Annotated in this window: 20 protein-coding genes; 15 read left to right on the top strand and 5 right to left on the bottom strand. The window is 71.7% G+C overall.

Features of this window, described 5'->3' with window-relative positions; all coding sequences use genetic code 11:
* Positions 1 to 114: 114 nt before the first annotated feature.
* Genes P1V51_17235 through P1V51_17225 form a run of 3 tightly spaced genes read left to right on the top strand, consistent with a single transcriptional unit; the run spans position 115 to position 4,705 of the window.
* On the top strand, positions 115 to 1,476 hold the full coding sequence (locus P1V51_17235; GenBank protein MDF1564789.1) for a radical SAM protein: 1,362 nt from the start codon (positions 115 to 117) through the stop codon (positions 1,474 to 1,476).
* Complete coding sequence (locus P1V51_17230) at positions 1,473 to 3,311, top strand: nitrogenase component 1 (GenBank protein ID MDF1564788.1); 1,839 nt, start codon at positions 1,473 to 1,475, stop codon at positions 3,309 to 3,311. Before P1V51_17235 ends, P1V51_17230 begins: the two co-directional genes overlap by 4 nt.
* Complete coding sequence (locus tag P1V51_17225) at positions 3,308 to 4,705, top strand: nitrogenase component 1 (protein ID MDF1564787.1); 1,398 nt, start codon at positions 3,308 to 3,310, stop codon at positions 4,703 to 4,705. The genes P1V51_17230 and P1V51_17225 overlap by 4 nt, the downstream gene beginning before the upstream one ends.
* 14 nt (positions 4,706 to 4,719) lie before the next feature.
* On the opposite strand, the gene P1V51_17220 is transcribed toward P1V51_17225, so the two are convergent.
* A complete protein-coding gene (locus P1V51_17220; GenBank protein MDF1564786.1) occupies positions 4,720 to 5,976 on the bottom strand; it encodes a response regulator in 1,257 nt (418 codons plus the stop codon).
* Positions 5,977 to 6,066: 90 nt separating this feature from the next.
* Here P1V51_17220 and P1V51_17215 point away from each other — a divergent pair, with 90 nt between their 5' ends.
* On the top strand, positions 6,067 to 7,209 hold the full coding sequence (locus P1V51_17215; GenBank protein ID MDF1564785.1) for a hypothetical protein: 1,143 nt from the start codon (positions 6,067 to 6,069) through the stop codon (positions 7,207 to 7,209).
* A gap of 245 nt (positions 7,210 to 7,454) precedes the next feature.
* Here P1V51_17215 and P1V51_17210 read toward each other — a convergent pair whose 3' ends face one another.
* Complete coding sequence (locus tag P1V51_17210; protein ID MDF1564784.1) at positions 7,455 to 8,009, bottom strand: cob(I)yrinic acid a,c-diamide adenosyltransferase; 555 nt, start codon at positions 8,007 to 8,009, stop codon at positions 7,455 to 7,457.
* A 723-nt stretch (positions 8,010 to 8,732) separates the two neighbouring features.
* Positions 8,733 to 9,353, bottom strand: a complete 621-nt coding sequence (trmB, locus tag P1V51_17205; protein ID MDF1564783.1) for a tRNA (guanosine(46)-N7)-methyltransferase TrmB — start codon at positions 9,351 to 9,353, stop codon at positions 8,733 to 8,735.
* A 216-nt stretch (positions 9,354 to 9,569) separates the two neighbouring features.
* Here trmB and P1V51_17200 point away from each other — a divergent pair, with 216 nt between their 5' ends.
* The 7 genes from P1V51_17200 to P1V51_17170 all read left to right on the top strand — a co-directional run bounded on the left by P1V51_17200 (position 9,570) and on the right by P1V51_17170 (position 18,525).
* Positions 9,570 to 10,394, top strand: coding sequence for a PspA/IM30 family protein (locus P1V51_17200; protein ID MDF1564782.1), 825 nt, complete (start codon positions 9,570 to 9,572; stop codon positions 10,392 to 10,394).
* Positions 10,395 to 10,437: 43 nt separating this feature from the next.
* Entirely contained in the window at positions 10,438 to 11,298 is an 861-nt protein-coding gene (locus P1V51_17195) for a hypothetical protein (GenBank protein MDF1564781.1), read from the top strand.
* Positions 11,299 to 11,330: 32 nt separating this feature from the next.
* Entirely contained in the window at positions 11,331 to 12,998 is a 1,668-nt protein-coding gene (locus P1V51_17190) for a hypothetical protein (GenBank protein MDF1564780.1), read from the top strand.
* Entirely contained in the window at positions 12,995 to 13,687 is a 693-nt protein-coding gene (locus P1V51_17185; protein MDF1564779.1) for an ABC transporter ATP-binding protein, read from the top strand. Before P1V51_17190 ends, P1V51_17185 begins: the two co-directional genes overlap by 4 nt.
* Complete coding sequence (locus P1V51_17180) at positions 13,684 to 14,976, top strand: ABC transporter permease (protein ID MDF1564778.1); 1,293 nt, start codon at positions 13,684 to 13,686, stop codon at positions 14,974 to 14,976. The genes P1V51_17185 and P1V51_17180 overlap by 4 nt, the downstream gene beginning before the upstream one ends.
* Positions 14,976 to 15,689: a hypothetical protein gene (locus P1V51_17175; protein ID MDF1564777.1), complete on the top strand. Its 714-nt coding sequence runs from the start codon at positions 14,976 to 14,978 to the stop codon at positions 15,687 to 15,689. The genes P1V51_17180 and P1V51_17175 overlap by 1 nt, the downstream gene beginning before the upstream one ends.
* A 139-nt stretch (positions 15,690 to 15,828) precedes the next feature.
* Positions 15,829 to 18,525: a serine/threonine protein kinase gene (locus P1V51_17170; protein MDF1564776.1), complete on the top strand. Its 2,697-nt coding sequence runs from the start codon at positions 15,829 to 15,831 to the stop codon at positions 18,523 to 18,525.
* A gap of 9 nt (positions 18,526 to 18,534) precedes the next feature.
* Here the strand turns inward: P1V51_17170 and P1V51_17165 are convergent, their stop codons facing one another.
* The gene (locus tag P1V51_17165; GenBank protein MDF1564775.1) at positions 18,535 to 19,791 is read right to left on the bottom strand and encodes a PEGA domain-containing protein; all 1,257 of its coding nucleotides are present in this window, start codon (positions 19,789 to 19,791) and stop codon (positions 18,535 to 18,537) included.
* Positions 19,792 to 19,889: 98 nt separating this feature from the next.
* The gene (locus P1V51_17160; GenBank protein MDF1564774.1) at positions 19,890 to 21,251 is read right to left on the bottom strand and encodes a PEGA domain-containing protein; all 1,362 of its coding nucleotides are present in this window, start codon (positions 21,249 to 21,251) and stop codon (positions 19,890 to 19,892) included.
* 58 nt (positions 21,252 to 21,309) lie between these two features.
* On the opposite strand from P1V51_17160, the gene bioD reads away from it, so the two are divergent.
* The 4 genes from bioD (at position 21,310) to P1V51_17140 (ending at position 26,075) form a co-directional block, all read left to right on the top strand.
* A complete protein-coding gene (gene bioD / locus P1V51_17155; GenBank protein MDF1564773.1) occupies positions 21,310 to 22,023 on the top strand; it encodes a dethiobiotin synthase in 714 nt (237 codons plus the stop codon).
* Positions 22,024 to 22,204: 181 nt separating this feature from the next.
* Positions 22,205 to 24,115 (top strand): DNA topoisomerase VI subunit B, encoded by a 1,911-nt coding sequence (locus P1V51_17150; GenBank protein ID MDF1564772.1) that lies wholly within the window; start codon positions 22,205 to 22,207, stop codon positions 24,113 to 24,115.
* A 2-nt stretch (positions 24,116 to 24,117) separates the two neighbouring features.
* Complete coding sequence (locus P1V51_17145; GenBank protein ID MDF1564771.1) at positions 24,118 to 25,353, top strand: DNA topoisomerase IV subunit A; 1,236 nt, start codon at positions 24,118 to 24,120, stop codon at positions 25,351 to 25,353.
* Positions 25,354 to 25,553: 200 nt separating this feature from the next.
* Positions 25,554 to 26,075: a hypothetical protein gene (locus P1V51_17140; protein MDF1564770.1), complete on the top strand. Its 522-nt coding sequence runs from the start codon at positions 25,554 to 25,556 to the stop codon at positions 26,073 to 26,075.
* The last annotated feature ends 44 nt before the right edge of the window (positions 26,076 to 26,119 follow it).

Below are 26,119 nucleotides of genomic sequence, written 5' to 3'. Positions count from 1 at the left end.
AGGAAAATTCGCCGGTTGCGGGGCCGGTGGCGGCACTCCTATCATGTCCCGCGCCGCCGGGGGCCTCGTGGTCTTGGCCCGGCTCACTGGAGATTCACGAGGGAACCCCAGGGTTTGAACGATCGCCCCGCACCACCGCTCCGCACCCACCTCCCCGAGGAGCACCGCTGGCTCTCCGCCTTCTACGCGGCCCTGATCCGGCTCGGCGCCGAGGTCTGGGACGCCTCCCTCGGGGACGGTCACCTCCAGCTCGCCTTCGGGGCGCCGGCCCCCGACCGGCTGCGGGTGCGGATCTCACCCCGGCGGCCGGATCAGCGCAGCTTCAAGGAGGTAGGGCGCTTCGCCGTGGCCTACGAGGGGCGCCGGGAGCTGGGGGAGGACGGCAAGCGGATCCTGGAGGCCGTGCTGCGGGTGCTGCAGAAGCTCGAGCCTCGCCTGCCCGGCGGCCTGCCGGGGGCCGCGGCCATCCTGCGCACGCCGGGCACGCCCGAGGACACCCTGATGCGCCTCTTCCCCTTCGTGACGGTGGAGCGCTCCACCGCCGGCGAGGAGGAGGAGGCCGAGGTGCTGGTGCGCACCCTCTCGGGCTGCAACCAGCGCTGCCCCTTCTGCTCCGGACCCAAGCACGACCTGCCCAGCACCGAGACGGTGGTCGCCTGCATCGAGCAGACCGCGGAGCTCCTCCCGGGGGCGATGTTCTCCCTCACCGGGGGCGAGCCCACCCTCAAGCCCACCTTCCGGGAGGAGCTGCTCACCGCCCTGGAGCACCCGGGCATCGGCCGGGTGCAGGTCCAGACCAACGCGGTGCGCTTCGCCCGCGACATCGATCCGGCGCAGATCCCGGCCAGCCCCAAGCTCTCCTTCTTCGTCTCGCTGCACGGCCTCTCGGAGGAGATCTACGACGCCTGCACCGGCACCGAGGGTCTGCTCCTCGAGGCCCTCGAGGGCATCAGCCGGCTCCTCGACGCGGGCCACCAGCTCATCCTCAACACCGTCGTCAGCTCCCTGAACCTCGAGCACCTGCCGGTGCTGGTGGCGGGGCTGCCTGGCCTCGAGGCAGCGGTCCGGCCGACCTACCACGTCTCGGCGCTCATCTGCCCGGAGACCAACCCCGACGCCGCCCGCTACCTGGTGCGCTACAGCGAGATCGTGCCGAAGGTGAACGAGGCCCTCGCGCTCGCCCGCGAGCGAGGCTTCGAGGTGACCAGCCTCCTCTCCTCGACCCACGCGACCGTGCCGCCCTGCACCCTGCCCGAGGGCAGCTTCCTCCCGGCCGACGGCCGCCACATGAGCGCGGCCGTCCAGCAGGAGAGCGGCACCCTCGAGGAGGGCAGGGACTGGGTGAAGGCCGAGACCTGTGGCGGCTGCGCGGCGAACGCCGCCTGCCTGGGCGTGCCCCGGGCCTACGCCAGGACCTTCGGCCTCGACGAGCTGCGTCCGCTGGACGAGCGGGGCCGGCGGAGCGTGGCGGGATGAGCCCGGCCCCCCAGGCCAGGATGGCGGCCCTCGGCCGCCGCCGCCGGATGCTCGCCGGCGCGGCCACCCGGGCGGCGCTGGAGCGTCTCCTCGGGATCGAAGGGGTCGAGGCCTTCGGGATCGAGGCGGCGGCCTGGACCCGCACCGGCGTGACCCTCGCCATACGCTGCGGCCCGCGGCGGCCGGTGATCTTCCAGCTCGAGCCGAAGAGCGAGGGTAAGCGCGGCCTCCTCGAGACCGAGCACCTCGTCCTCCACTACGCCACCGGGACCCCCGCCCGGGCCTTCGCCGAGCGCGTCGGCCGGCAGGGCCGCTCCCGTCTGGCCGACGAGACCCTCACCTCCCTCGGGGCGCTCTTCGCCCGGGACCCCCAGGTCGACGAGCGGGGCCTGCCCGCGCCGCCGGCCGAGCGCCACCCCGGGCGGCTCGACTCGCTGCTCGACACCTGGGGCGACTCGAACGCCTTCGCGGACTTCTTCGCGGTGGACGAGATCGCCCGCGGGCAGCTCGACTCCATCGATCCCTTGAGCCTCTTCGTCTTCGTGCAGCACGCCGACCTCGAGTGCGATCACGTCACGCCGCACGGGGGCGCCCCGGTGGTCTCGCAGGTCGCCTACCCCTGGGAGCACCGGATCCGGCTGGACCGGGCCCCGCAGCTCTCGCTGCTCGAGGGGACCATGCTCTCGACCGACCTCGACGAGCGGGACGTGATCATGGGCAACCCGGAGAAGCTCCGGCAGGTCCTCGATCAGGGCGTCGCGGTCGCCAACCGCGAGGGGAAGAGCCTCTTCGTCGCCAACACCTGCGTGCCGATGGTCACCGGCGAGGACGTGGGCTCGGAGGTGGGCCGCTGCGCGAAGGACTGCCAGCGCTCGACTCACTACCTGACCATCTCGCCCAACTCGATGGACACCGTCTTCGAGCCCCTCCTCGTCGATCGCCGGAAGATCGCGGAGGCGCGGGCCGGGGAGCGCCGCCGGGCGAGCGGGGAGGCCCCCCGCCTGAACCTCCTGGGCCTCCACCCCACGCCGGGGCGGGACGAGCTGATCGCGCTCCTCGCCGCGATGGGGGTCGAGGTGAACGTCCTGCTGGTGCCCGAGCTCTCGGAGGAGCGCATCGACGCGCTGCCGGCCGCGGACCTCGACGTGGTGGCGGTGAACGAGGCCTGGGGGCTGCTCTACGAGCAGCTCGGTCGCGGCAGCCCGCGCCCCCGGCTGATCCGGCCGGCGCCCTATGGCGTCGAGGGCACCCGGGCCTGGCTGGCCGCCATCGCCGACGCCCTCGAGCTCGGGGAGGCGGCCCGGGAGGCCGCCGAGGCCGCGCTGGCGCCCCACGCGGAGACCTTCGCCGCCTTGCGCGAGCGCGCCCGCGGGGAGTTCCTCGGCCTCTGCTGCCGCGCCCGGGAGGTGCGCTTCCTCCTCGAGCCCGAGCACTTCTGGGGGGTGCCCCTCCTGCCTCTCCTCGAGGAGATGGGCTTCGGCCTGGAGGTGGCCATCTACTTCGAGAGCCGCGAGGAGATGCAGGTCACCCCGGAGCTGCACCGCAGCTTCCGGGAGCCCGAGCGGCACCGCATCAAGGGCTTCGACTCCTACGAGGGCATGATGGCGCGCCTCGGCGAGATGGAGGCCGGCGCGGTCTTCAGCCACCACAGCCTCGACTGGCGGATCACCGGCAGCGGCAAGAACCTCTTCTCCCTCCAGCACCTGGAGGTGGGGGCCGCCGGGGCCGTGCGGAGCCTGCAGCGCCTGCTGCGGATCGCCCGCACCCCCTACTTCCGCCGCTTCGGTCGCTACCTGCAGCGCGACGCCAGCGGCCGGCGGGTGGGGGGAGCGTGAGCCGCACCGTCGAGGAGCTGCGCGCGCGCATCCGCGAGCTCGCGCGGCAGCGGCTCGAGGCGCTGCGCGAGGAGGCGAGGGCGCCGGACTTCAGCCAGCGCGCCACCTTCTCCCACATGGTCGGCGTCTACGTCCTGGCCAACGCCGTCCCGGACCTGCGGATGGTGGTGGAGGGGCCGGACTGCACCCACCTGAAGACCCAGTACCTCGAGGGGAACCACGACCTCGAGGCCAACCTCACCTCCCTGACCGGCCTGCACCGGGTCGCGAACACGGCGCTCTATCCCTCGTCGCTCATCGGCTCCCGTGAGGAGCCGGTGCGGGAGCTGATCGAGCGCCTCGGGCAGGCCGAGGACACCGGCGCCGTCATGCTGGCGCCGATGCCCATGGCGGCGATCACCGGCGCCGACTACGACCGCCTCTGCGTCGAGGCCGAGGAGGCCTGCGGCGTCCCCTGCTTCGCCCTGCGCGGGTCGCCGATCTCCGGGGACTGGCTGGACGGCTTCGACGCCGCGCTGCTGGCCCTCGCCGAGAAGCTGCCCCTCCCCGGGGCCGAGGCCGATCCGCAGAAGGTCGCCCTGGTCGGCTACCTCTGGGATCGTAACGAGCAGGACCACCACGCCAACCTCGCGCTGCTGGGCCGCTACCTCGAGGCGCTGGGGCTCGAGCTCTGCTCGACCTGGCCCTCCGGCGTGAGCGTCGAGGCCCTCGGCGCGGTGGCCGAGGCCGGCACGATCCTCTCGCTCCCCTACGGGCGGGCGGCGGCGCGCGCCCTCCGGCGGCGCCTCGACCGGCCGGTGCTCGAGCTCGAGCTGCCCTTCGGCTTCGACGCCAGCGAGCGCTTCCTGAAGGCGATCGGCGCGCACTTCGGGGTCGAGGAGGAGGCCGCCGCCCTCTGCGAGGCTGGCTACGCCTCGACGGTCCCGCGCCTGGAGTGGCTGGTGCCGCTGGTCTTCCAGGGCCTGCGGGCCGGCTACATCGGCGATCCGCACCTCGCCGAGGGCTTCGCGGAGATGATCCACCTCCTCGGGGGCGAGCTCGCCTTCGCCCTCATCAGCAACCGCCAGGGCCCGCGGGAGGGCTGCGACCTCGGCGTGCCCGAGGGGAGGCTGCTCACCCACCCCACGATGCGCTCCCTGCGGCTGCTGGAGGCCGAGGTGATCGCCGAGGCGCGCCTGCACCTCGTCGTCACCAACCTCCTCGGCGGGGTGCTCGAGAGCCCCGAGCCGGCGCTGGTCGAGCTGGGCTTCCCCTCGGTCTACACCCACGCCCTCCACCCCACGCCCTTCCTGGGCTTCGAGGGCGCGCTGGCCTTCCTGGAGCGGGTGGCGAACCGTCTGCGGATGGCCGAGGTGGAGGACGCCCGCCTGCTGGCCTGGCTGCGCGGGCTCTGAGCCCGGGCCCCGGACTAGAGGAGCAGGAGGCTGGCGTCCTCGACCACGCCCAGGCAACGCAGCGCGTAGAGCAGGGCGTAGGTCTCGTGCACGCCCAGCCAGCCCTCCTCCGCCAGGTCGGTCACCGAGCGGGTGCCGTCGAGGCGCGAGACGACCAGCGCCTGGGCGCCGGAGAGGGAGAGCTCGTAGAGCTCGAAGTTCGGCGCCGGCGCCGGCGCGAGGCGGGTGTCCGTCCCCAGCAGGCTCTCGAGGGTGTCCTGCCCCAGGGTGAGGCAGCCCTCGAGGATCAGGTCGGCCGGGAAGATCTCCAGGCGGACCGGCTCGGTCTCGGCGTGGTGCTCGAAGGTCATCTCCCAGCGCCCCTCCTGCCAGGGGAAGAGGGAGAAGAGGATCTGCTTCACCTGCTCGGTGACCAGGGTGCGGTAGCGGGAGGAGGTGAGCAGGCCCTTCTCGAGGAGCAGTCGATCGACGCGGGCCTCTCGCTTGCGCGCCTCGCGGGCGGCCTTGCGCACGGCCTCCGCGTCGAGGGCGCCGCGGGCGAGGAGCAGCTCGTCGAAGCGGTCCTTGCGCAGGTTGCTCGCCGCGAAGGCGGGCACGCCCTCGTGGAAGTAGATCACCTTGCGCACCTTGCCCCGGGTGACGTGGAGCTCGCCGCTCTCTCCGGCCACGTAGAAGGCGGTGATCAGGTGCGGCACGTTGTGCTCGCCCAGATCCCCCAGGGTCGTCATGCGGCCGGGCGCCTCGGGCTCCGCGGGGGCGCGCTCGGCCTCGGCGGCGATGGCCGCGGCCAGGCCACCCTCGGGGGCGTCGAAGATGAAGTCGCTCGGGGTCCCCTCCACCGCCTGCGCGTCGAGCTGCAGCAGCGGATCCGATCGCATCCGCTCGTCGGCGGGCGGCGGCACCGGCGGCGCCGGGAGGAGATCGGAGAGCCGATCGAGGAGTTCGCGGGTCCGGTAGGGCTTCTCGAAGAAGGCGTCGAAGATGCCGTCGGACAGCGCCGTGTCCACGGCGGGATCGTTGCGGAAGACGCCGGAGGTGGCGAGCACGAGCGGCGGCTGGGCCAGCGCCTTCGCCTTGCGCGCGAGATCGAAGCCGAGCCCGTCGGGCAGGAGGAGATCGAGGAGCATCCCGGCCATCGGGAAGCGGTCGAGGCAACGATCGGCCTCCTCGGCCGTGCCTGCGAGCATGACGCGGTAGCCGGCGTCTTCGAGCGCCGCAGCGAGGAGCTGAGCGAGCTCCGCCTGATCTTCGACCACGAGGATGAGGGCCACGTTGGGTCGCATCATCCCACAGGCGCGAGGTCGGGCGAAGGGGGGGAAGACGGGTCGCCGGAAGTGAACTTCGCTGCTAGGTTTTCAGCCGTGGTTCGTCTGCGCCACTCGCTCAACGGCTGGAGCCTCGCGCTCGTCCTCCTCCTCCTCGCCCCCGAGGCGGCGAGCGCCTGCCTGCTGGTCGCGCCCGGACGTGCGCCCACCCTCGAGGGGATCCGGGTGACGGCGCGGCGGCAGTCCTTCCTGGTCGGGGGCCGGGAGGTGCCCGGCTGGGACGCGCGGATGCTCCTGGCCTACGACGTGGTCCCCGAGGGGCAGACGATCGGGATCGTCTTCCCGGTGGACGAGGGGGTGGGGGTCGAGGTCGAGAGCCAGGAAGGCGCCGAGATCGCGTCGACCCTCGACTGGATCGCGCAGGTGACCGAGCCGGTGATCCACCAGACCCGCGACACCAGCTGCCAGGGTTGCGACGTGCTCGATCCGGTGCTCCCCCCGCCGCCGATCGAGGACGTGGTCTGGCGCACCGGCTGGGACGCCGGTGGCTACCGCATCGACGCGACCCGGAGCGTGGCGGGGCTGGAGGCCTGGCTCGAGGCCAACGCCTTCGTCCTGCCCCTCGCCACCGAGGAGGCGCTGCTCCTCGCCCTGGCCGAAGGGCGGCAGGTCGTCCTGATCACCGCCACCCCCGAGCGCGGGCCGGCGGCCCTGCAGCCGATCCGGATCCGCGCCCCCGGTCCGCTGGACCTGCCCCTCTCCCTGGCCTCGAGCTGCGGCGACCGGACCCTGGAGATCACCCTCCTGGCCGGCGCGCCGGAGCCGGCGACCGTGGAGGGCTGGGACGTCATCTACCTCGACGAGATCGACCGGGAACTCTTCCGGGATCTGCCGGGGCTGCCGGGGGTCTACGATCGCCTGACCTCCGACCACCGCGGCGAGCTCTTCGTGGTCGAGGGGGTGCTCGACCTCGAGGGGGAGGAGCTGATCGATCTCTCCTGGGATCCCCTGGTGGACGAGCTTCTCGGCTCGGTGGGCTGGCTCACCCGCCTGCGGGCGCGGGTGAACGCCGCGGACCTCGAGCACGACGTCGAGCTGGTCCTCGACCCCGACGGCCACCCCCTCTCGAACCAGCTCGATCTGCGCCCCGATCCCGAGGCCCACGGCGCCAGCATCTCTGGCGAGTGGCTCTTCGTCGCCCTCGCCCTCGGCCTCCGCTTCGCCCGCCGCCGCCGCTGACGCGCCCGGCGCTTCCCTCGCGGCGCTGCCGGGCCGCAGGGAGGGGGCCTCCCGGGGGACGCTCACCTCCCGCCGGGCCCGTGCCGGCTCGCCACACCGCCGCTAGGCCCGGCTCCGGCTCGCTCGGCAGCGGCACCGCCCGGATCGGAGGTGTGCGAGCACCCGGGCGGCACCGCCGACGCCCCCGGGAGGCCCCCTCCCTGCGGTCCGCGAAGGCCGCGACGGAAGCAATCTGGAGCGCGGGCCTAGCCGCCCGGCGTCCAGAGGGTCTCGGGTTGGCCGAGGATGCGGCTGGCGTGCCGCGCCGCCACGAAGAGGTAGTCGGAGAGGCGGTTGAGGTACTGGATCAGCTCGGGGCGCAGGCCCTCCTCGAGCAGCCCGATGCTCCGGCGCTCGGCCCGCCGGCAGATGGTGCGGGCGAGGTGGAGGCGGGCGGCGACCTCGCCTCCCGCCGGGAGGATGAAGGACTCCAGGGGCGCGAGCTCCTCGCTCATCCGATCCATGGCGCTCTCGAGGAGGGTGACCGCGTCGGCGTCGATGCTGCCGCCGGCCCGGTCGCTGGCGAGCTCCGCGCCGAGGTCGAAGAGGCGCTGCTGGATGGCCGCGAGCTCCTGCTCCAGCCCCGAGAGCCCCTCGTCGCCGGCCAGGGCGGCCCGGCAGAGGCCCAGGGTGGAGGAGAGCTCGTCCACCGCGCCGTAGGCCTCCACCCGGGCGTCGTCCTTCCGGACCCGGCGCCCGCCGACCAGGCTGGTCTCTCCCCCGTCTCCGCCCCGCGTGTAGACCTTGTCGATGCGAACCATGGGCGCAGGGTACTCCCCGCCGAACCAAAAAAAAGCCCCGCGGATCACGCGGAGGCGATTCGCGGGGCCTGGAAGCTGCCCGGGCCGGGGTAGAACCAGGCTGCTTCACGAATTCTTCGATGAGGCGGTGCTGCTTGCCTCGCCCCGCCACGGGGTCGAATTGGGGAGGGAGGGTCGTGTGGCGGGTGTCGAAGAGAGGAGAAGGTGGGGCGTCCCGGGTCGGCGGCCGGGGGACAACGACCGACCCGGGAACCCCAAGAGGAGCAGACCGGACACTCGGTATAGCGGACTGCCGCGGCCTGCAGCCGGGGGCCACCTCCCCGCCCGGTGAAGGTCCAGGCTGGGGGTCGAAGGCGGGGAAGCGGTCCGGCGAACTCCTCGATATTCGGTTGTCGGGACCAGGTCATTACAGATCACGTGCCAGATCTGGCAGACCTCCCCTCAACGTTCGCCCGGGTCCTCGATCTGGAATGATTTCAGTGTTTTGCGTCCACCGTAAAGGAGCGTCTACGGGAAGCTCCCCCAGCGTTCGGGTGCCGGATCGGGTCAAGTGAGTTCAGAACTGAAAAAAATCAATAAAAACAATAGATTGAATGCATTTGCCGCGGGGCGTCATGAGGCCGGTTCCTGAATACTGGAGAATTCCAGTGCGGGAGGCCTGTCCGGATTTTGCAGAAACGAAAAGACTTTTCAGTTCTGCAAAGACCGTCTGCCCGTGCGAGGTCAGGCCGGCTTCCGCTGGTAGACCAGGCGGTAGACGGGGGTCCCCGAGGCCAGGTAGCGCCGCTCCCGGTTCGAGGGGATGCCCAGCCCGTCGTCGAGGGCGAAGCGGCCCTCCCCGTGGAGGTTCTCGAAGCGGCCGCTGCCGTCCTCGAAGCTCTCCACCATGGCCCGTCCGTAGTCGAGGATGTCCGTGCGCAGGTAGACCCGGCCGCTCTCCTCGAGGGCGAGGTGGAGGAGGTCCACCATCATCGCGTCCACCAGCCGCCGCTTGTGGTGCCGCTTCTTCCACCAGGGGTCGGGGAACTGGATGTGGACCGCCCGCAGGCTGCCCGGGGCGAAGAGGGTGGGGACGATGATCCGGGCGTCCCCCACGTAGGCCCGCAGGTTCGTCAGCCCGGCCCGATCCGCCTTGCGCTGGAGCGCCAGGCCCAGCTTGTTCTTGATCTCCAGCCCGACGAAGTCGGTCCCGGGCAGGGCCCGGGCCCGCTCCATCAGGAAGTAGCCGTAGCCACAGCCGATCTCGAGCTCGAGGGGGGCCTCCCGGCCGAAGAGCTCGGGCCAGGCGATCCGGTCCTCGAGGACCAGGGCCGACTCCCGGCGGGGGTTGTGGGGGGCGCTCACGGGGGCGAGAGCTTGCCCCAGGCCGCGGGGGTCTGGCAACGGGGGAATGCGGCGTCAGACAAGGGGTTTCCCGGACGACGGCGAAAGGGCGCGGCGCGTTGACAGCAATCAGGTCGCCTGCTCCACTCGCAGCGCGAAGCGCAAAGAGGGGCCCGTCTTCCGACGAAGGCGCCGTCCATCACCAGAACACTAAGGTAAAGGTTCGAACTCATGGCGATGTGGCCACGCATCAGGCGGGTGTTCCGCTCCTTCGCGGGTTTCTTCATCTCGGTCGCCGAGGATCCCGAGCTGATCCTCGAGCAGAACATCCGGGATCTCGAGGAGCAGGTGCCCAAGCTCAACGAGTCCATCGCCATGGTGCGGGCGAACGTCACCCTCCTCGAGAAGGAGAACGCCAAGTACCGGGCCGAGCACGCCGAGCTGAAGAGCAAGATGATGGCGGCGATCCAGGCCGGGCGGGACGACATCGCCGCGACCTACGCCATCCAGCTGGAGCAGGTGAAGAAGGCCCTGGCCCGGAACGACGGGCAGCTCGAGGCCGCCCGCGCCGCCTACGAGAAGGCGCTGGCGGTGAAGAAGACCTTCATGCGGGAGAAGGACCGCCGCACCCGCGAGGCCCTCGAGGCCATCCGGGCCCACAAGCGGGCCCAGTGGCAGTCGAAGGTCGCCGACGCCCTCGAGGGCTTCGACCTGCGGGGCGTGGACTCGACCCACGACGAGATGATCCGGCGCATCGAGGAGAAGACGGCCCTGAACGAGGCCCGGATGGAGGTCGCCCTCGAGTCCAGCGAGCACGCGCACCTCCAGATCGAGGAGAGCGCCGAGCGCATCCGGGCCGAGGAGCTGGTCAAGCAGATGAAGCTGGAGATGGGCCTGGCCGAGGACGACCGCACCCTCGAGGGCGGCACCGCCGGCGCCCTGGGGCCGGCCCGGACCGAGACCGAGGCCACCACCGAGTCCACCGAGTCGGTCACCGAGTCCGCCGAGGAGGCCGCCGCGCCCCAGAAGACCGTGGGCCAGACCGAGGCCGGCGAGGGGTGAGGCGGCGCGGCCCCGCCGGGCCGCGGCTCGACCTCCCGAGACGATGAGCGACGCCCTCGTCCCCTTCGAGCCCAAGGGAGGGCTCACCCGCGCCCGGGCCTCCGGCCCGCCGGCGCGCTACGTCTCCCGGGCCCTGGTGCATCCCGCCAACATCGGCGCCGTCGCGGCCGTCGTGGGCGCGGTGACGGTGCTGGGCTCCCCCCTCCTGCTCGCCGCCGGGATCGCCCTGGAGCTGGCCTACCTCGCCATCGTGCCCCGCCTCGGCGTGTTCCGCGCCGCGGTGGACGGGCAGCGGCAGCAGAAGCGCCGCGAGGATCGCGAGCAGGCGGAGCAGGAGGTCTACGAGGGCCTCTCCGCCAACCAGCAGCAGACCTACGACGCGCTCAAGGCCCTGCGGGAGGGCATCCAGAAGAACTACAAGCGCTTCGGGCGCGGGATGCCCGCGATGGCTTCCCAGTCGATGGTGCAGATCGACGTCCTGCTCTCGAGCTTCCTGCGCCTCCTCGACCAGCTCAACGCCTACCGGCGCCACCTCGGCGCCACCGGGCAGGTCTCCCTGGAGCGCGAGCTCGAGGAGCTCAAGCGGGACCTCGAGACCGAGGAGAACCCGCGCCTCCGGGAGATCAAGGAGCGCCGGGTCCGCATCATGGGGCAGCGGCTGGAGCGCTACGCCCGGGGTGAGGAGAACCGCGAGGTGATCTCCCATCAGCTGGCGGCGATCGAGGATCTCCTGCGCCTGGTGCACGAGCAGTCCCTCACCCTGCGGGACCCCGCCGACGTCTCCCACCACCTCGACTCCCTGGTGGCCGAGGTGGAGGAGACGGAGAACACGGTGCGGGAGATGGAGGACTTCCTCCACATCCAGGACGAGATCGAGGCCATCGACCGGCTCGGTGGCGGGTAGGCAGCGAGAACAACGAGACCGAGGGGACGCGAGTGAACCGTTCGACCTGGACCGGCGCCGTGGTGGCGCTCCTCCTGGGCGCCGCGCTGGTGGTGGTGCTCTCCCGTGGACGTGGTGGCAACGAGGGGCCGGCAGAGCTCGTCCCCGGTGACGCCCGGGCCTACCTGCAGCTCGACGATCACGTGAGGGCCGTGGAGCACCTCGAGGGGCTGATCGAGCGGATCGGGCTGGGGATCTTCAGCGGCGGCGCCCACAAGGGCGTGACCCGCCAGCTGGGCTTCGATCCCGCCGACCCCGAGGCGCTGCGCGAGCGGGGGCTCGACCCCTCGCGGCCGGCGGCCGGCTACCTGCCAGCCGACTCCGAGGACCTCGTGGTGCTGCTGCCGGTGAAGGACGGCGCCAAGCTCGAGGCCACCCTGGCCGAGCTCTGGGGCGAGCGCACCGGAGGCAGCGTCGAGGCCGTCGAGGAGGAGGGCGTCCGCTACCAGAAGGCCCTCCTCGCCAACGGCGAGGTCGGCGCCGCCTGGGCCCGCGAGGGCGGCTACCAGATCCTGAGCCCCGGGAAGGGCGCCCCCGACCGGCTCTTCCAGGTGCTCGCTCCCGGTGGGGCTCCTCGCCTCACCCAGCAGCCGACCTTCAGCGCGGCCTTCGAGGCCCTGGCCCCCGGCAGCCACCTCTTCCTCTGGGGTCTGCCCGAGGGGGTCGCGCGCGCCGACCGGCGCCTGAAGGGCATGGAGGAGGGCCTCGACGCCGGGGCGCTCGCCCTCACCCTGACGCGCGACTCGGCCGAGGTGGCGCTCCTGGGTGACCTCGGTGCGGTGGCCGCGACGGCGCTGCCCATCTTCGCGCCGGCGGACTCCGGCCGGATCGAGGGCCTCTTCTCCCGCCTCCTCCCCGAGGCCGTCCTCGCCGCCCGCTTCTCCCTCTCCTTCCCCGAGGTCTGGAAGCGGGCCGCGCAGCTGCGTTCGCTCAACGCCCTCGAGGGCCTGGAGGCCCAGCTCCGCGCGCGGGGTGTCGAGGTCTCGGAGGTCCTCCCCCTCTTCGACGGTCAGATCGTCGGCGGGCTCACGCCCCTGGCCGAGGCCGAGCTGGACCGGATGCCCTCGCTCGATCTGCGGCGCACCAACCCCTTCGCCTACGTGCGGGCGGAGGTGCGGGCCGGGCTGAAGGATCCGAAGAAGGTGCGGGAGCTCCTGCCCCTGGCGGCCGAGGCCCTCGCGCCGGCGCTGCGGGCGGACGTGGTCCGCGGCGAGATCGAGGGGAGCGAGGCCTTCACCATCAAGTACCACCTCGGCGAGGGGATGACCTTCGGCGTCATCGGGGACGACCTGGTGGCGACCGGGGGCGAGGGCGCCTTCGCGGCCGCCCTGCGTCGCCACGCGGGGAAGACGGAGGGCTACGGGGCCAACCTGAAGCAGGCGCCCTACGCCGCCCGGCTCACGCGAGAGGGGAGCTTCGGCGCCGTGCTGCAGGTCGATCGCCTGCTGACCGCCCTGGGCGAGGTAGACTCGGAGCGCCTCGGGGGTGGCCCCACCGGGATGACGGCGGCCCTGGCCTTCCGGAAGATGCGCGCGACCCTCGAGAAGTTCGATCACCTCTCCCTCGGGGTCCTGCCGGGCAAGAGCGAGGTGGTGACCCGCCTCCAGGTGAATCTCGAGCCCTTGCCGGCGTCCGAGAGCGGGGGTGCCCCGCAGCCGTGATCCGTCTCTCCCAGGTCAGCAAGTCCTATCGCGATGGCGCGCAGGAGCGCGCCGTGCTCGACGCGGTGGACCTGGAGGTCGGCAGCGGGGACTACCTGGCCATCCTGGGCCGCAGCGGCTCGGGCAAGAGCACCCTCCTGAACCTCATCGGCGCCCTGGACTCCGACTTCCAGGGCAGCGCCTCGGTCGCCGGCTCCGATCTGAAGGCGCTCGACGACGACGGCCGCAGCCGGCTGCGGGCCGGTGAGATCGGCTTCGTCTTCCAGTCCTTCAACCTGGTCCCGGCGATGACCGCCCTGCAGAACGTGGTGCTGGGCCTCTGGTTCGCCCGCCCGGACGACCCCGACGCCGCCCTGCGCGAGCGTGCCCGCGAGATGCTCGCGGCCGTCGGCCTCGAGGCCTTCGCCGATCGCCGGCCCGACGCGCTCTCCGGAGGCGAGCGGCAGCGGGTGGCCATCGCCCGGGCGCTCGCGGCCCGGCCGCGGATCCTCCTCTGCGACGAGCCCACCGGGAACCTCGACGAGGCCACCGGGCAGAAGATCCTCGATCTCTTCGGGGAGCTGCACGCGAAGGGGATGACCCTGGTCGTGGCGACCCACGAGGCGCGGGTCAGCGAGCGGGCCTCGCGGGTGCTGCGCCTGGTCGAGGGACGCCTCGAGCCGGCCGAGGTGGGAGAGGGCGCCCGATGAAGCCGCGCCGCTGGTCTCACCTGGTCGCGATGAACCTGCGCCGCGACCGCCGCGCCTTCCTCCTCTCGAGCGCCGGGGTGGCGGTGGGGGTCGCCGCCTTCGTCTACTTCGTGGGGCTGGGCGCCGGGATCTCCCGCATCGTCCGTCAGGAGATCTTCCCGGTGGAGGCCACCCACCTCGAGGTGGTGCCCTCGAAGGTGGCCCTCGGCTCCCTCCTCGGCGGCGGCAAGCTCGACGAGGCAGCCCTCGGGCGCCTCGAGGTCCTGCCCGGCGTGGCGCGCCTCTACCGGAAGATGGAGCTGCTCCCCCCGGCCGTCAGCCGCTACGACGGGGACTTCTTCGGCCACCGCCTGCGGATGGGGCTGGAGATCATCGGGCAGGGCGTGGAGCGCGACTACCTGGCCGGGGACCTGCCGGCCGGGCAGGCCTTCCAGCCCGACGCCGAGGGCGTGGTGCCGGTGGTGATCTCGCGGCGCCTCCTCGAGGTCTACAACCACGGCTTCGCCACCTCCCGGGGGCTGCCCAAGCTCGACCCCGCCATGGTCACCGGCCTGCGCTTCCCCCTCACCCTGGGGCGCTCCTACGTCGCCAGCGGCGCGCGGCGGGGTCCCTCCACCGACCTGACCCTCGAGCTGGTCGGCGTCTCGGATCGCGCCCTCCTCGGCGGCGTCACCCTGCCCCTGGAGACCGTGCGCGAGCTCAACCGCCGCTGGGGCGGGGAGGAGGCCGCCGGGGAGTACCAGGCCGTCGTGCTGGAGCTGGATCAGGTGGAGCGGGCCGCCCAGATCAAGGCGAAGGTGGAGCGGATGGGGCTCGCCATCAAGGACGACCAGCACCGCCTGGCCGAGCAGGTCGGCGGCGCGATCTGGCTGACCACCGGCGCGCTCTCCTTCCTCTCCTTCCTGATCCTCGGGCTCGCCGCGGTGGCCATCGCCCGGGCCGCCTTCGCCGGCGTCGTGGCCCGCACCCGGGAGATCGGCGTGATGCGCGCGGTGGGGGCGCGCCGCCGGGACGTCGCGAGCGTCGTGCTCGGTGAGGCCGCCGCTGCGGGCCTCCTCGGGGGGATCATGGGGGTGGCCCTCGGTCTCGGCGCCGCGCTCGGCACCGACGTGGCCGCGCTCTCCTGGATGCCCGACTTCCCCTTCAAGCCCGAGTCCTTCTTCACCTGGCCGCTCTGGCTCCTGCCCGGCGCGCTGCTGGCGGCGCTGCTCTTCGCCCTGGGCGGAGCCGCGCCCGCGGCGCTGCGCGCGGCGCGCCTGGATCCCACCCGCGCCCTGGGAGGTGGTTGATGCAGACCGCCCGCCGCTGGGAGGTCGCGCCCGTCGCGATCCTCACCGCCATCCTCGCCGCCTGGTCCTGGCGCGAGGTGAACCTCTTCCTGACCGTGGCCGACGCGCCGGTCGCCGCGGTCGACCGCAAGCCGGTGGTGCTCTTCTGGGGGCCGGTCCTCGTCGCGGTCCTGGCGCTGGGGCTGGTGGCGATCCACGCGGCCTGGAAGGCGGGGGACGCCCGCCGGGTCCGGCTGGTCTACCTGGTGTTCTTCCTGACGGTGGTGCTCGAGGCCCTGGTGATCCCCGACGCCCGTCCCGGGGCCCTGGTGACCGCCGACAAGATCGCCCAGATCGCCCTGGAGCAGGCCCGGATCCAGCTCCTCCTCGGGGGGGGCGAGCCCGGCCCGCTGCCGGAGAGCCCGGCGCCCCTCCAGGAGGGGCTCTCGGCGATGACCCGGCTCGGCTACGGGCCCCACTACCTCGTCGCGGGAGAGCCGGTCGAGGACTGGAAGGTGCTGCGGGTCCACCCCTGCGAGGCGCCGGTGCTGGAGGTGGGCGGCCACCCGGTCGGCACCGTCTTCTACTGCCTGGCCGCTGACCGGATGAGCGGCAGCTTGACGGTGGTGGGGTCGGGCGGGGTCCTGACGGGGCCCGCGGCCATCGCGATCGCCGACGAGGGGCCGGTGGTGGTGCCCCTCAAGGCTCTCATCCCGCCGGAAGAGGCGAATTGACGCCAGGTGACGCCCCGGGATACCGTCGAACGTCCAAGTTCCCGAAATTCATCGATTGTTTCGGGAGGTCCAGAAGGTCGGAACGGGGAAGCAGCCCGCCTGAGTTCCGTCTGACCGGAGGCCTCCACCCGGTTCGAGCGTGAAGAAACCAGTCCCCTTCGGAAAGTACCTCCTGATCGACCGCGTCAACGTCGGCGGTATGGCGGAGGTGTACAAAGCGAAGGCCACGGGCGTGGAGGGTTTCGAGCGACTCCTGGCCATCAAACGGATCCTGCCGAACATCGCCGAGGATGACGAGTTCATCACGATGTTCATCGACGAGGCGAAGATCAGCGTGCAGCTGCAGCACGCGAACATCGCCCAGATCTACGACCTCGGTAAGATCGCCGACTCGTACTTCATCGCGATGGAGTACATCTCGGGCAAGGACGTCAAGGCGATCTTCGACCGCATGCGTCGCCGGGGGGAGATCCTCCCGATCCCGATGACCTGCTACATCGTCGGCCGCCTCTGCGAGGGCCTCGACTACGCCCACCGCAAGAAGGACGCCGCCGGTCGCGACCTGAACATCGTCCACCGGGACATCTCGCCGCAGAACGTCCTCGTCTCCTTCGAGGGCGAGGTGAAGGTCATCGACTTCGGTATCGCCAAGGCGGCGAACAAGGCCAGCCGCACCCAGGCGGGCATCCTCAAGGGCAAGTTCGGCTACATGTCACCGGAGCAGGTGCGGGGCCTCCCCCTCGACCGCCGCTCCGACGTCTTCGCCGTCGGCGTCTGCCTCTACGAGATGCTCACCGGCGAGCGCCTCTTCGTGGGGGAGAGCGACTTCTCCACCCTGGAGAAGGTCCGCAACGTCGACGTCGTCCCGCCGAGCACCTACAACCGGCGGATCGACGACAAGCTCGAGGGCATCGTGATGAAGGCCCTCGCGAAGGACGTCGACGATCGCTACCAGTGGTGTAACGATCTGCAGGACGCCCTCCAGCGCTTCCTCATCACCTCCGACTCGATCTTCTCGCGGCAGGACCTCTCGTCCTTCATGAAGTCGGCCTTCGCCGAGGATCTCGAGCGCGAGAAGGTCCGCAACCAGGCGGCCCTCTCGGCCTCCCTCGGGCAGGATGTCGATGTCGACATCGACCTCGAGGAGGACGAGCCCGCCGCGCCGGCCGCGGCGGCGGATCGCACCGAGGTCTTCAACCCCGGCGCCGGCCCCGGGGCGGCCGGCGGGACCGATCCGGGCTACGGCCCTCCTGGCGTGGCGCCGGGCACGAGCCCGGTCACCCAGCCCGGCGTCGCCCCCGGGACGCATCCGGGCGCCTACCCGCCGGCGGCCGCCGGACCGCCGGGCGCCTACCCCGGCTATGGGGCCCCCGCCGCGACCCCCGGCTACCCTCCCGGCGCGCCGGGCACCCAGCCGGGCTACCCGCACCCCTCCGGCGATGGCACCCAGCCCGGCGTCTCGCCGGCGCCGCATCCCGCCGATCCCTACCACGGCTCGACCCAGCCCCGGGCACCGATGCCCATGCCGGCGATGCCGCCGGCCCCCGTGCCGGGCTCCCAGCCCCTGGGCGCCGACTCCATCGGTGGCGTGCCCCGGCTGCCGGATCCCGGCCCCCCCTCGGGCGTCTCGCCGGCCCTCCGGCCGATCGCCGTTCCCGAGGAGCTGCGCACTGTGGCCGAGGGGCGCCGCCCCATCGAGGAGAAGCGCGGCGGCAAGCCGCCCAAGATGGAGCGGCAGACCCGCAAGAGCGGCGCCGGCCGCGCCATCCTCCTGGCGATGGCCTTCGTCGTGGTCCTCGGGGCCGGCGGCGGCGTCGCCTGGTGGATGACCCAGAACGCCGCCTCCGCCCAGACCGGCTCCCTGATCATCCGGGGGACCCCCCGGCGCGCCGCGGTCTTCCTCAACGATCAGCCGACCGGGACCATCCCCTTCATCGACTCGCGCCGGGCGGTCGGGGTGTACAACATCCGGGTCGAGCACGACGGCTACGAGCCCTTCGCGACCACCACGACGGTGGGCGCCGGGCAGACCGCCACGGTCGACGTCACCCTGCAGAAGGCCGGTGGTGGGGTCTCCACGGTGCTGGTCGTGCCCGTACCCCTCGACGCGCAGGTCATCCTCGACGGAAACCTCGTCAAGGACGGCGGCAACGCGCCCTGGCGCTCGACCGAGATCGAGGCCGACAAGGCGCACACCGTCGTCGTGCGCAAGCTGGGCTACCGGGAGCAGACCTACGAGTGGACCCCGGTCGCCGGCGCCGAGAAGACCATCACCGCGCAGCTGATGCCGGCCTCGGGCACCCTGGTCATCCTCTCCGAGCCGGGTGACGCCGAGGTCACGGTCGACGGCGAGGATCGGGGCACGACCCCGGTCACCCTCGAGGAGATCGACACCTCCCGCAGCCTGCAGGTCGAGGTGGAGAAGGAGGGCTGCTACGAGCCCTGGAGCCAGACGGTCACCTTCGGCCCCACCGACAGCGAGAAGACGGTCACCGCGACCCTCCTGGAGAAGGAGAACTGCGGCAAGACGGCGCCCCGCAAGACCCCCCGGGATCGGGGCCGGCGCAGCGGCCGCAGCGGCAGCAGTGGCAGCGGCGCTCGCACCACCGACACCCAACCCGCCGGCAAGGGCCTGCTGCGGCTCAACGCCAAGCCCACCTGGGCCAACGTGACCATCGACGGCCGCAGCACCGGCCGCCGCACGCCGCTGATCAACTACGAGCTGCCGGCCGGCAAGCACACCATCGTGCTCGAGGCCGCGGACGGCCGCCGCAAGACGGTGACCGTCAACATCGTGGCGGACCAGGTGACGACCGAGATCGTCAACCTGCAGTAGGGGCGCCCCCTACCAGTCGTCCATCCCGTCCATGCCCTCGAGGGGGTCGTCGCTGCCGCCCCGGCCCGAGGTGACGTCCGCCTCGCTCACGTCCAGGGTGCGCTTCTTCTTCCCCTTCTTCGCGCCCTCGCCCCACTCGTCCTCGCCGCTGCGGCGCTCGAGGGGATCGTCCGACTCGGCCACGTGCACTGCTCGCTTCCGGGCGTCCTTGAGCAGGTCCTTCACGAAGGACTCGACGTTCTTGTCGAGCGCGAACTCGGAGTCGGGGAAGTTGGTGCGGCGCGAGGCGATGCGGGTCTGCCCGCTGATGGAGACGATCCAGAGCTCGAGGGTGACCTCGCCGTAGGTCTGGGTGACGATGCCGTAGAAGGCCCAGTCGAGCCCGACGAAGGAGCCGAGCTTGTGCATGCCCGCGCCGACCTTGCCGGCCGTGATCTCCTTGCCGACCTCGCGCACGACGATGGCGAGCTTCTTGTACTCCTCGGTGGGCTCGAGGTTGGCCCGGACCACCTTGTCCTCGGTGGGGATGATCTCGACCACCTCGCCGTAGGGGAAGGTGCCGAGGGCCTCCAGCCGGAGGACGTGCATGCCCGTCGGGATGCGGTCGAGGCTCGCCGGGGTGAAGCCCATCTCCTTCTCGTCGATGAAGATCCGGGCGCCCGGGGGGTTGCTGTAGACCGAGATCGAGCCGACCGAGCCGCTCTGGATGCGCTCGCGGACCTGCTCGACGATGTTCTGGAGAGAGGGATCGAGCTTCTCGGGATCGACGCGGAAGTCGGGCTTGAAGAGCAGCAGCTCCTTGAGGATCTTCTGGCCCTCCTGGGTCTCGCCCTCGAGCACGTAGGAGCCGGCGAGGTAGGCCAGGGCCTCGGTGTACTCGGGGATCCGAGGCATCCACGCGGCGTTCTCCCGGCAGATCTCGATGGCGGCCTTCAGCTTCTCCTCGGCCTTCTCGAAGTTCACGTCGGCGTAGGCCTGCTTGCCGGCGCCGAGGAGCTCCTGGGCCTTCTTGCGCGCGGCCTCCAGGCTCGTCGGCGGCGGGGCGCCGAGAACCTCGTTCAGGTCCACGACCTCGAGGTCCTTCTCCAGCTTCAGGGACTTCTCGACGAGCCCCCCGATCCGGGTCGTCATGGCCGCGGAGTCGGAGTTGAAGGGAATCAGGAACGCCTGGGCCTTGCGGGGACCCTTGGCCGCCTGCGTGGGCAGCACGCCGAGGGCGAGCACCGGCAAGGCGGCGGCGAGCAGGTACCGAGAGAGGTTGCTCATGGGGGAAAGTCTAGCTCCAATCGTCAACTGGAGTCCCTAGGGCGATCGACCGACCCACGCCAAGCCCCCGGAACGCCTGGAGAAAAGCGGGATTCGCGTCAGGGAAGGCCCAGAATGACCAGGCTGTTGTCCCGGGCCGGCTCCTGCTGGGCCGTCGCCGCCAGGGCGATGCCACCGCCCACTGCCGCGAGGGTCGCGCCGGCCGCGGTCCAGAACCACCAGGTCTTGGTGTAGGGGGGCAGCTGCTGCCAGAAGGTCACGGCCGGGGGCGGCGCGGCCACCGCGGCCACCCCGGGCAGGTGGGCGTCGAAGAAGGCGACCGCCGCCTGGCGCCCGGGGAGGGTCCAGGGCTTGATCCGGGTCTCTTCCTCGAGGTTCCGGGCCGCCGAGGGGATGTCGTAGGAGGTGAGGGCCAGCTTGACTCCGTCCTCCTCGGTGAACACGCCCACCAGGGCCACCCGCTCGGCGCCGAACATGGCCGCCACCGCGCGCACGCTGTCCGGGAGCTCCCGGGGGCCGACGTCCTTCAGGGCCGCCCGCACGGCGGACTCGTAGGCCGAGACCTGGGGGCCGGCCCGCAGGCCGGTCTCGAGGGTGGTGAGATCGGCCGGCGCCAGGGTGGTGACCTCGGCGCTGGGGTAGTAGCCCCGCCGGCGGACCACCACGTGGTGATCGCCCACCTGCAGATCCTCGAGGGTGGTGGGCGTGATGCCGCGGTAGCGGCCGTCGACCCAGACCTCCACGTCGCCGGGCCGCGAGTTCACCGTCAGCACGCCGGTGGCGGCCGAAAGGGCCTCCTCCCGCTGCTTGTCGAAGAACTCCATCAGGTCCGGCGAGAAGACCGTGGGATCGGGCTTGTGCTCCGGCGAGAGGAGGCTGGCCTTCTTGAAGGCCTCCTTGGCGGCCTCGGGATCGCCGGCGAAGTACTGGGTGGCGCCCAGGCGCGCGTAGGCGCCGGCGAACTCGTCGAGGTCGTGGCCGAGGGCGGGCAGGCCCTCGCCGTAGGCGGTGAGGGCGTCCTCGAGGGAGCGCACCGCGCCCTCGAAGTCGAGGTTCTCGTAGGCGGTCTGCCCCTCCTTCACCTTCTCCCGCGCCTCCTCGATCCGATCGAAGCCGGCGGGCCGGGAGCTCTCGAGGAGGGTGGGCTGCACCGGGATCGGATCGAGGGCCGCGGTGCGGGCGACCCGCTCGTCGGCGATGTGCTGAAGGTGGTTGGCGATCCGGCTGGAGTAGGGGTCGGCGGAGAAGACCACCACCACCGTCTTGGGGGCGCCCTCCCGCGGGGTCGCCAGGGGTCCCTTCTCCTCGGGGCGCTCCTTCACCGCCGGGGGCGGCTTCTTCTCGTCCTTCGCCGGGCGCGAGGCGGGGGCCGGCGGATCTCCGAACTCGTCCTGGGCCAGGGAGGTGCCGGGCAGCAGGAGGGTGGCCGAGAGGGCGAGCAGGGGTAGGGCGCCGCGCATCCTCTGATGCTCGCCAGGACCATGGGTGCGAGTCAAGCGCTCGAATAGACTGTCTCCCATGCACGCGATCCTCGTCACCGGCATCGGCACCGAGGTGGGCAAGACCCACCTGGGCGTGGGGCTGATCCGCGCCCTCGAGGGGCTGCTGCCGGCACCCCTCACGGTGGGGGCGATGAAGCCCCTCGAGAGCGGCTGCCGCCCGGGGCCCGAGGGTGGCCTCGTCCCGGCCGACGCGACCGCCCTGTGGGAGGCCACCGGGCGCCTCGATCCCCTGGAGCGGGTCTGCCCCTACCGCTTCGGCCCGCCGGTCAGCCCCGCGGTGGCCGCCGAGTGGGCCGGCCTCACCCCCGAGCTCTCGGTCCTCGACGCCGCCTTCGAGGCCCTCCGGGCCCGCCACGCGCTGCTCCTGGTGGAGGGCGCCGGGGGCCTCCTCTCACCCCTGATCGGCTCCCTGACCTCCGCGGATCTGGCGGCCCGCTGGGGGCTCTCGGTGCTGGTGGTGGTGCCCAACACCCTGGGCTGCCTCAACGCCGCGAGCCTCACCCTGGAGGTGCTCGCGGGCCGAGGCCTCCCCTGCCTCGGCGTGGTCTTCAACCGGCCCCCCGGCCTGCCCTCCCCGGAGGAGGACCCCTCGGTGCGCGACAACCCCGGCCGGCTGGCCGCGCTCACCGGCGCGAGGATCCTGGGAGAGGTGGGGAGCGAGCCCGAGCTCGAGCTGCCGCGCCTGGCCCGATCCCTGCTCGCGGTCCTGGACGCCCCGACCGGCGCCTGAGACGGGAAGCGCCCGGTTTTGGCGGGAAACGCGACCGGGAACGCCATTGCACGGTCCCAGACGCGCTGCTACAAACCGCGCGCCCCGTGGTCCCCTCGGAAGTGATCCGTCGGGAGGTGCGGGGAGAAGGCCCGCTTCAGACCGCAAGGCAGGGAGATCGATGACTCGGCACCCGCCCGCTATGCCAGGACAGGGATCCCTCTTCGCCGCCAAGGCGAGCAGCGGCTCCTCCTCCAAGAAGAAGACCGCCAAGAAGACCGCCAAGAAGTCGGGGAAGAAGGTGGCGAAGAAGACCGCCGGGAAGGCCGGGGCGGGCAAGAAGCCCCCCGGCAAGAAGGCCGGCAAGGCCCCCGCCCGGCAGACCGCGAGGAAGCCGGCCAAGAAGGCGGCGAAGAAGTCGGCCCGGAAGAACACCCGGAAGGCCGTGCCCACCGAGGAGACGTTGGAGGAGACCCTGGAAGAGACCCTCGAGGTGGCCCCCGAGGTGGAGGGCAAGCCGGCGAAGCGGGGCAAGGCCCGGCGGCGGCGGACCGCCACCGAGATGGCCGCCCGCCAGCGCGAGATCTCGGTCTCCGAGTTCTTCTCCAAGAACCGTCACCTCCTCGGCTTCGACAGCCCCTCCCGGGCGCTGCTCACCGCCGTGAAGGAGGCCGTCGACAACTCCCTCGACGCCTGCGAGGAGGCCGGCGTCCTGCCCGACCTGGTCATCGAGATCGAGGAGAAGGGCGAGAGCCGCTTCCGGCTCTCGGTGGAGGACAACGGCCCGGGCATCGTCGCGGCGCAGATCCCCAAGATCTTCGGCAAGCTGCTCTACGGCTCGAAGTTCCACAGCCTCAAGCAGTCCCGGGGGCAGCAGGGCATCGGCATCAGCGCGGCGGGGATGTACGGCCAGCTCACCACCGGGATGCCGGTGGTGATCCACTCCCGCACCGGCCCCAAGAAGGCCGCCCACTACTTCGAGCTGGTCATGGACACCTCCAAGAACAAGCCGAAGATCCTGGTGGACAAGGAGGAGGACTGGCCCGACAAGAACCACGGCACGCGGGTGGAGATCGAGCTCGAGGGCACCTACCGGCGCGGGATGCGCGGCGTGGACGGCTACGTGGAGCTCACCCACATGGCCAACCCCCACACCTCGATCCGCTACAAGGCGCCCAAGAGCGACTGGGTGCACTTCCCCCGGGCCTCGGATCAGCTCCCGGAGGAGCCGCGGGAGATCAAGCCGCACCCCTACGGGGTCGAGCTGGGTCTGCTCATCAAGATGCTCCACTCCACCCGGGCCAAGACCCTGCAGGCGGCGCTCTGCAACGACTTCTCGCGGGTGACACCCCGGGTGGCCAAGGAGATCATCGACAAGGCGAAGCTGCGAGCGAGCCTGAGGCCGGCCAGCGTCGCCACCCGCGACGCCGAGGCCCTGGCCTCGGCGATCCCGCAGGTGAAGATCCTCGCCCCGCCCACCTCCTGCATCAGCCCCATCGGCGAGGACGTGATGCTCGACGGGCTGATCTCGGGCCTGCGGGCCCAGGGCTACGAGCCGGCCTTCACCACCAGCACGACCCGGCGCCCGGCCATCTATCGGGGCAACCCCTTCCAGGTCGAGGTCGCCCTCGCCTGGGGCGGCAACCTCCCGGCCGACGAGCTGGCCCGGGTCTACCGCTTCGCCAACCGGGTGCCCCTGCAGTACCAGCAGAACGCCTGCGCCATCGGCAAGGCCGTGGCGAGCGCGGGGTGGCGCAACTACGGCCTGCAGCAGTCGCGGGGCGCGCTGCCCACCGGACCCCTGGTGATCTTCGCCGAGTTCACCAGCGTCTGGGTGCCCTTCACCTCCGAGGCCAAGGAGGCCATCGCCTCCTACGACGAGATCCTCAAGGAGCTGCGCCTCGCCCTGCAGGAGTGCGGCCGCCGCCTGGGGATCTTCATCCGCAAGCGCCGCCGGGAGGCCGACGAGATGCGCAAGCGCAGCCACATCGAGACCTTCATTCCCATCATCGGTGAGGCCCTGCAGGAGATCCTCTCCCTCTCCGAAAAGCAGAAGGACCAGGCGGTCGAGGACCTGACCGGCATCCTCCATCGCTCCCGGAAGAACGGCTGATCATGGCGAAGAAGAAGAAGGCGACGAAGAAGAGCGCGAGGCAGACCGAGGGCAGCGGCACCCTCTCCACCCGGGAGGCCGCCGGCGGCGGCGGCACCCGGCGCAAGAGCGCAGCCAAGACGGCGGCGAAGGAGAAGCTGGACAAGATCACCGTCGAGGCCATCGAGGGGAGCGCCAGCAGCATCCACCAGGCCGTGAGCAAGAACCAGAAGCCCGAGCTGCGCTTCCCGGTGCGCTCGCTCTCCAACGTTCGCTACGATTCTCGCAACGGCTACTTCAAGATCGGGCAGTCCCGGAAGACCCGGGCGCTGACCTACAACACCGCCAAGGGCTTCGCGCAGACCCTGAAGCTGATGGCGCTCTCGAAGTACATGGTGGAGACCGACGACTTCGCCACCAAGCGAGACGCCTACTACCAGAGCAAGAACTGGGGCCCGGCCAAGTTCAACGAGCAGGCCGAGTCCGACTCGGTGATGGACGACATCGAGGCCATGTTCGCGCTGCACGACGTCAGCCGCGAGCAGCTGCGCTTCTACCCCGAGGACCACGGCGGCGCCGTCAGCGGTGAGCTGGTGGTCATCGACCGGGACTACGAGACCGGCGAGGAGCTGCGGATCGACTGCACCCGCTTCGGCTCGGGGGCCTACACCATCCCCCACTCGGTGGAGCACCTGCGCTTCGAGACCAAGGCCAAGTTCATCCTGGCCATCGAGACCGGCGGTATGTTCCAGCGCCTGGCCACCCACAAGTTCTGGCGCAGCTCCAACTGCATCCTGATCTCGATGGGCGGGGTGCCCACCCGGGCCACCCGGCGCTTCATCCGGCGGCTGGCCGACTCCAAGAACATCCCGGTCTACGCCTTCGTCGACTGCGATCCCTACGGGATCTCGAACATCTACCGGACCCTGAAGGTGGGCTCGGGCAACGCCGCCCACATCAACCAGTTCTTCTGCGTGCCCCAGGCGCGCTTCCTGGGGGTGGCGCCGCAGGACATCATCGACTTCAACCTCCGGGACGCCACCCACAAGCTGCAGGACGTGGACATCAAGCGGGCCAACGACGCCCTCAAGAACGATCCCTTCTTCCAGCACCACAAGAAGTGGCAGAAGGCCATCGAGCAGCTGCTGAAGATGGGCGTCCGCGCCGAGCAGCAGGCCCTGGCGAAGTGGGGCCTGAACTACGTCATCGACGAGTACCTGCCGCAGAAGCTGGCCCACCCGGAGAAGTTCCTGCCGTGAGCCTGCGCCGGCTGCTCGGGCGTCTCCTGATCTGCAGCGTGGTGCTGGGGGGCTGGGGGTGTCCCGGTGAGGAGCCGGCGAGCGGGCCCGGGGTGCGCGAGGCCAGCGAGAAACCCCCAGAAAAGACCGCTGACGCGGAGGCTGAGGCGGATGCCGAGGGAGGCGCGCCCCGGCGGGATGGCGGGGTAGGGGGCGCCGCCGTGGCACCGGAGATCGAGCCGGTGGACCTCGGGGGCTTCCGGGTCGGGTTCTCCCAGGACGAGCGGCGGCTGGCCTACCTCTCCCGGGCGCCGGGAGGCAGGAGCCTGCTCTTCACGGTGGTGGGGACGGGCGAGGGCCGGCGGATCACGGACTTCCTCCTGGTGGAGGCGGCGGATCGGGAGCGGGCCCTGCGGCTCCTGGAGGCCGGGGGCTACCGGCCCCCGGTGGAGCGCTGCCCCCCGGGGAAGGGCCTGCGCCTGGTCGAGGAGGGCGGGGTGTGGGCCAGCGAGCTGCGCCTGGGCGAGGCGGCCGGCCCCGGGAAGGTCGGAAAGCACTTCCAGGAGGCCCTCCAGGCCATCTCCGGGGTCTCCCCGGAGCGCCTGGGCTGCTCGCCGGGGGGGCGCTACGTGGTCTTCGCCCTGCGGGGGAGCGGAGACGAGGGGGCCCCCTGGCCCCGCTCGGTCGTGGCCCTGCCCTTCGAGGCCCCGGCGGCCGTCGAAGAAAAAACGATCCAGGAGTGACACCTCCGGGACCGCCCGGTGTTGAAGAGGGTGAAAGACCCACG

It is taken from the genome of Deltaproteobacteria bacterium, assembly GCA_029210625.1.
Lineage (GTDB): Bacteria > Myxococcota > Myxococcia > SLRQ01 > SLRQ01 > JARGFU01.
This window is presented reverse-complemented; position numbering and strand designations above follow the sequence as displayed.

Excerpts from the sequence above, each read along its gene's own strand:
- P1V51_17230 (MDF1564788.1), top strand. The coding sequence starts at position 1,473 with ATGAGCCCGGCCCCCCAGGCCAGGATGGCGGCCCTCGGCCGCCGCCGC.
- P1V51_17210 (MDF1564784.1), bottom strand. The coding sequence starts at position 8,009 with ATGGTTCGCATCGACAAGGTCTACACGCGGGGCGGAGACGGGGGAGAG.
- P1V51_17200 (MDF1564782.1), top strand. The coding sequence starts at position 9,570 with ATGTGGCCACGCATCAGGCGGGTGTTCCGCTCCTTCGCGGGTTTCTTC.
- P1V51_17195 (MDF1564781.1), top strand. The coding sequence starts at position 10,438 with ATGAGCGACGCCCTCGTCCCCTTCGAGCCCAAGGGAGGGCTCACCCGC.
- P1V51_17180 (MDF1564778.1), top strand. The coding sequence starts at position 13,684 with ATGAAGCCGCGCCGCTGGTCTCACCTGGTCGCGATGAACCTGCGCCGC.
- P1V51_17175 (MDF1564777.1), top strand. The coding sequence starts at position 14,976 with ATGCAGACCGCCCGCCGCTGGGAGGTCGCGCCCGTCGCGATCCTCACC.
- P1V51_17165 (MDF1564775.1), bottom strand. The coding sequence starts at position 19,791 with ATGAGCAACCTCTCTCGGTACCTGCTCGCCGCCGCCTTGCCGGTGCTC.
- P1V51_17160 (MDF1564774.1), bottom strand. The coding sequence starts at position 21,251 with ATGCGCGGCGCCCTACCCCTGCTCGCCCTCTCGGCCACCCTCCTGCTG.
- bioD (MDF1564773.1), top strand. The coding sequence starts at position 21,310 with ATGCACGCGATCCTCGTCACCGGCATCGGCACCGAGGTGGGCAAGACC.
- P1V51_17150 (MDF1564772.1), top strand. The coding sequence starts at position 22,205 with ATGCCAGGACAGGGATCCCTCTTCGCCGCCAAGGCGAGCAGCGGCTCC.
- P1V51_17145 (MDF1564771.1), top strand. The coding sequence starts at position 24,118 with ATGGCGAAGAAGAAGAAGGCGACGAAGAAGAGCGCGAGGCAGACCGAG.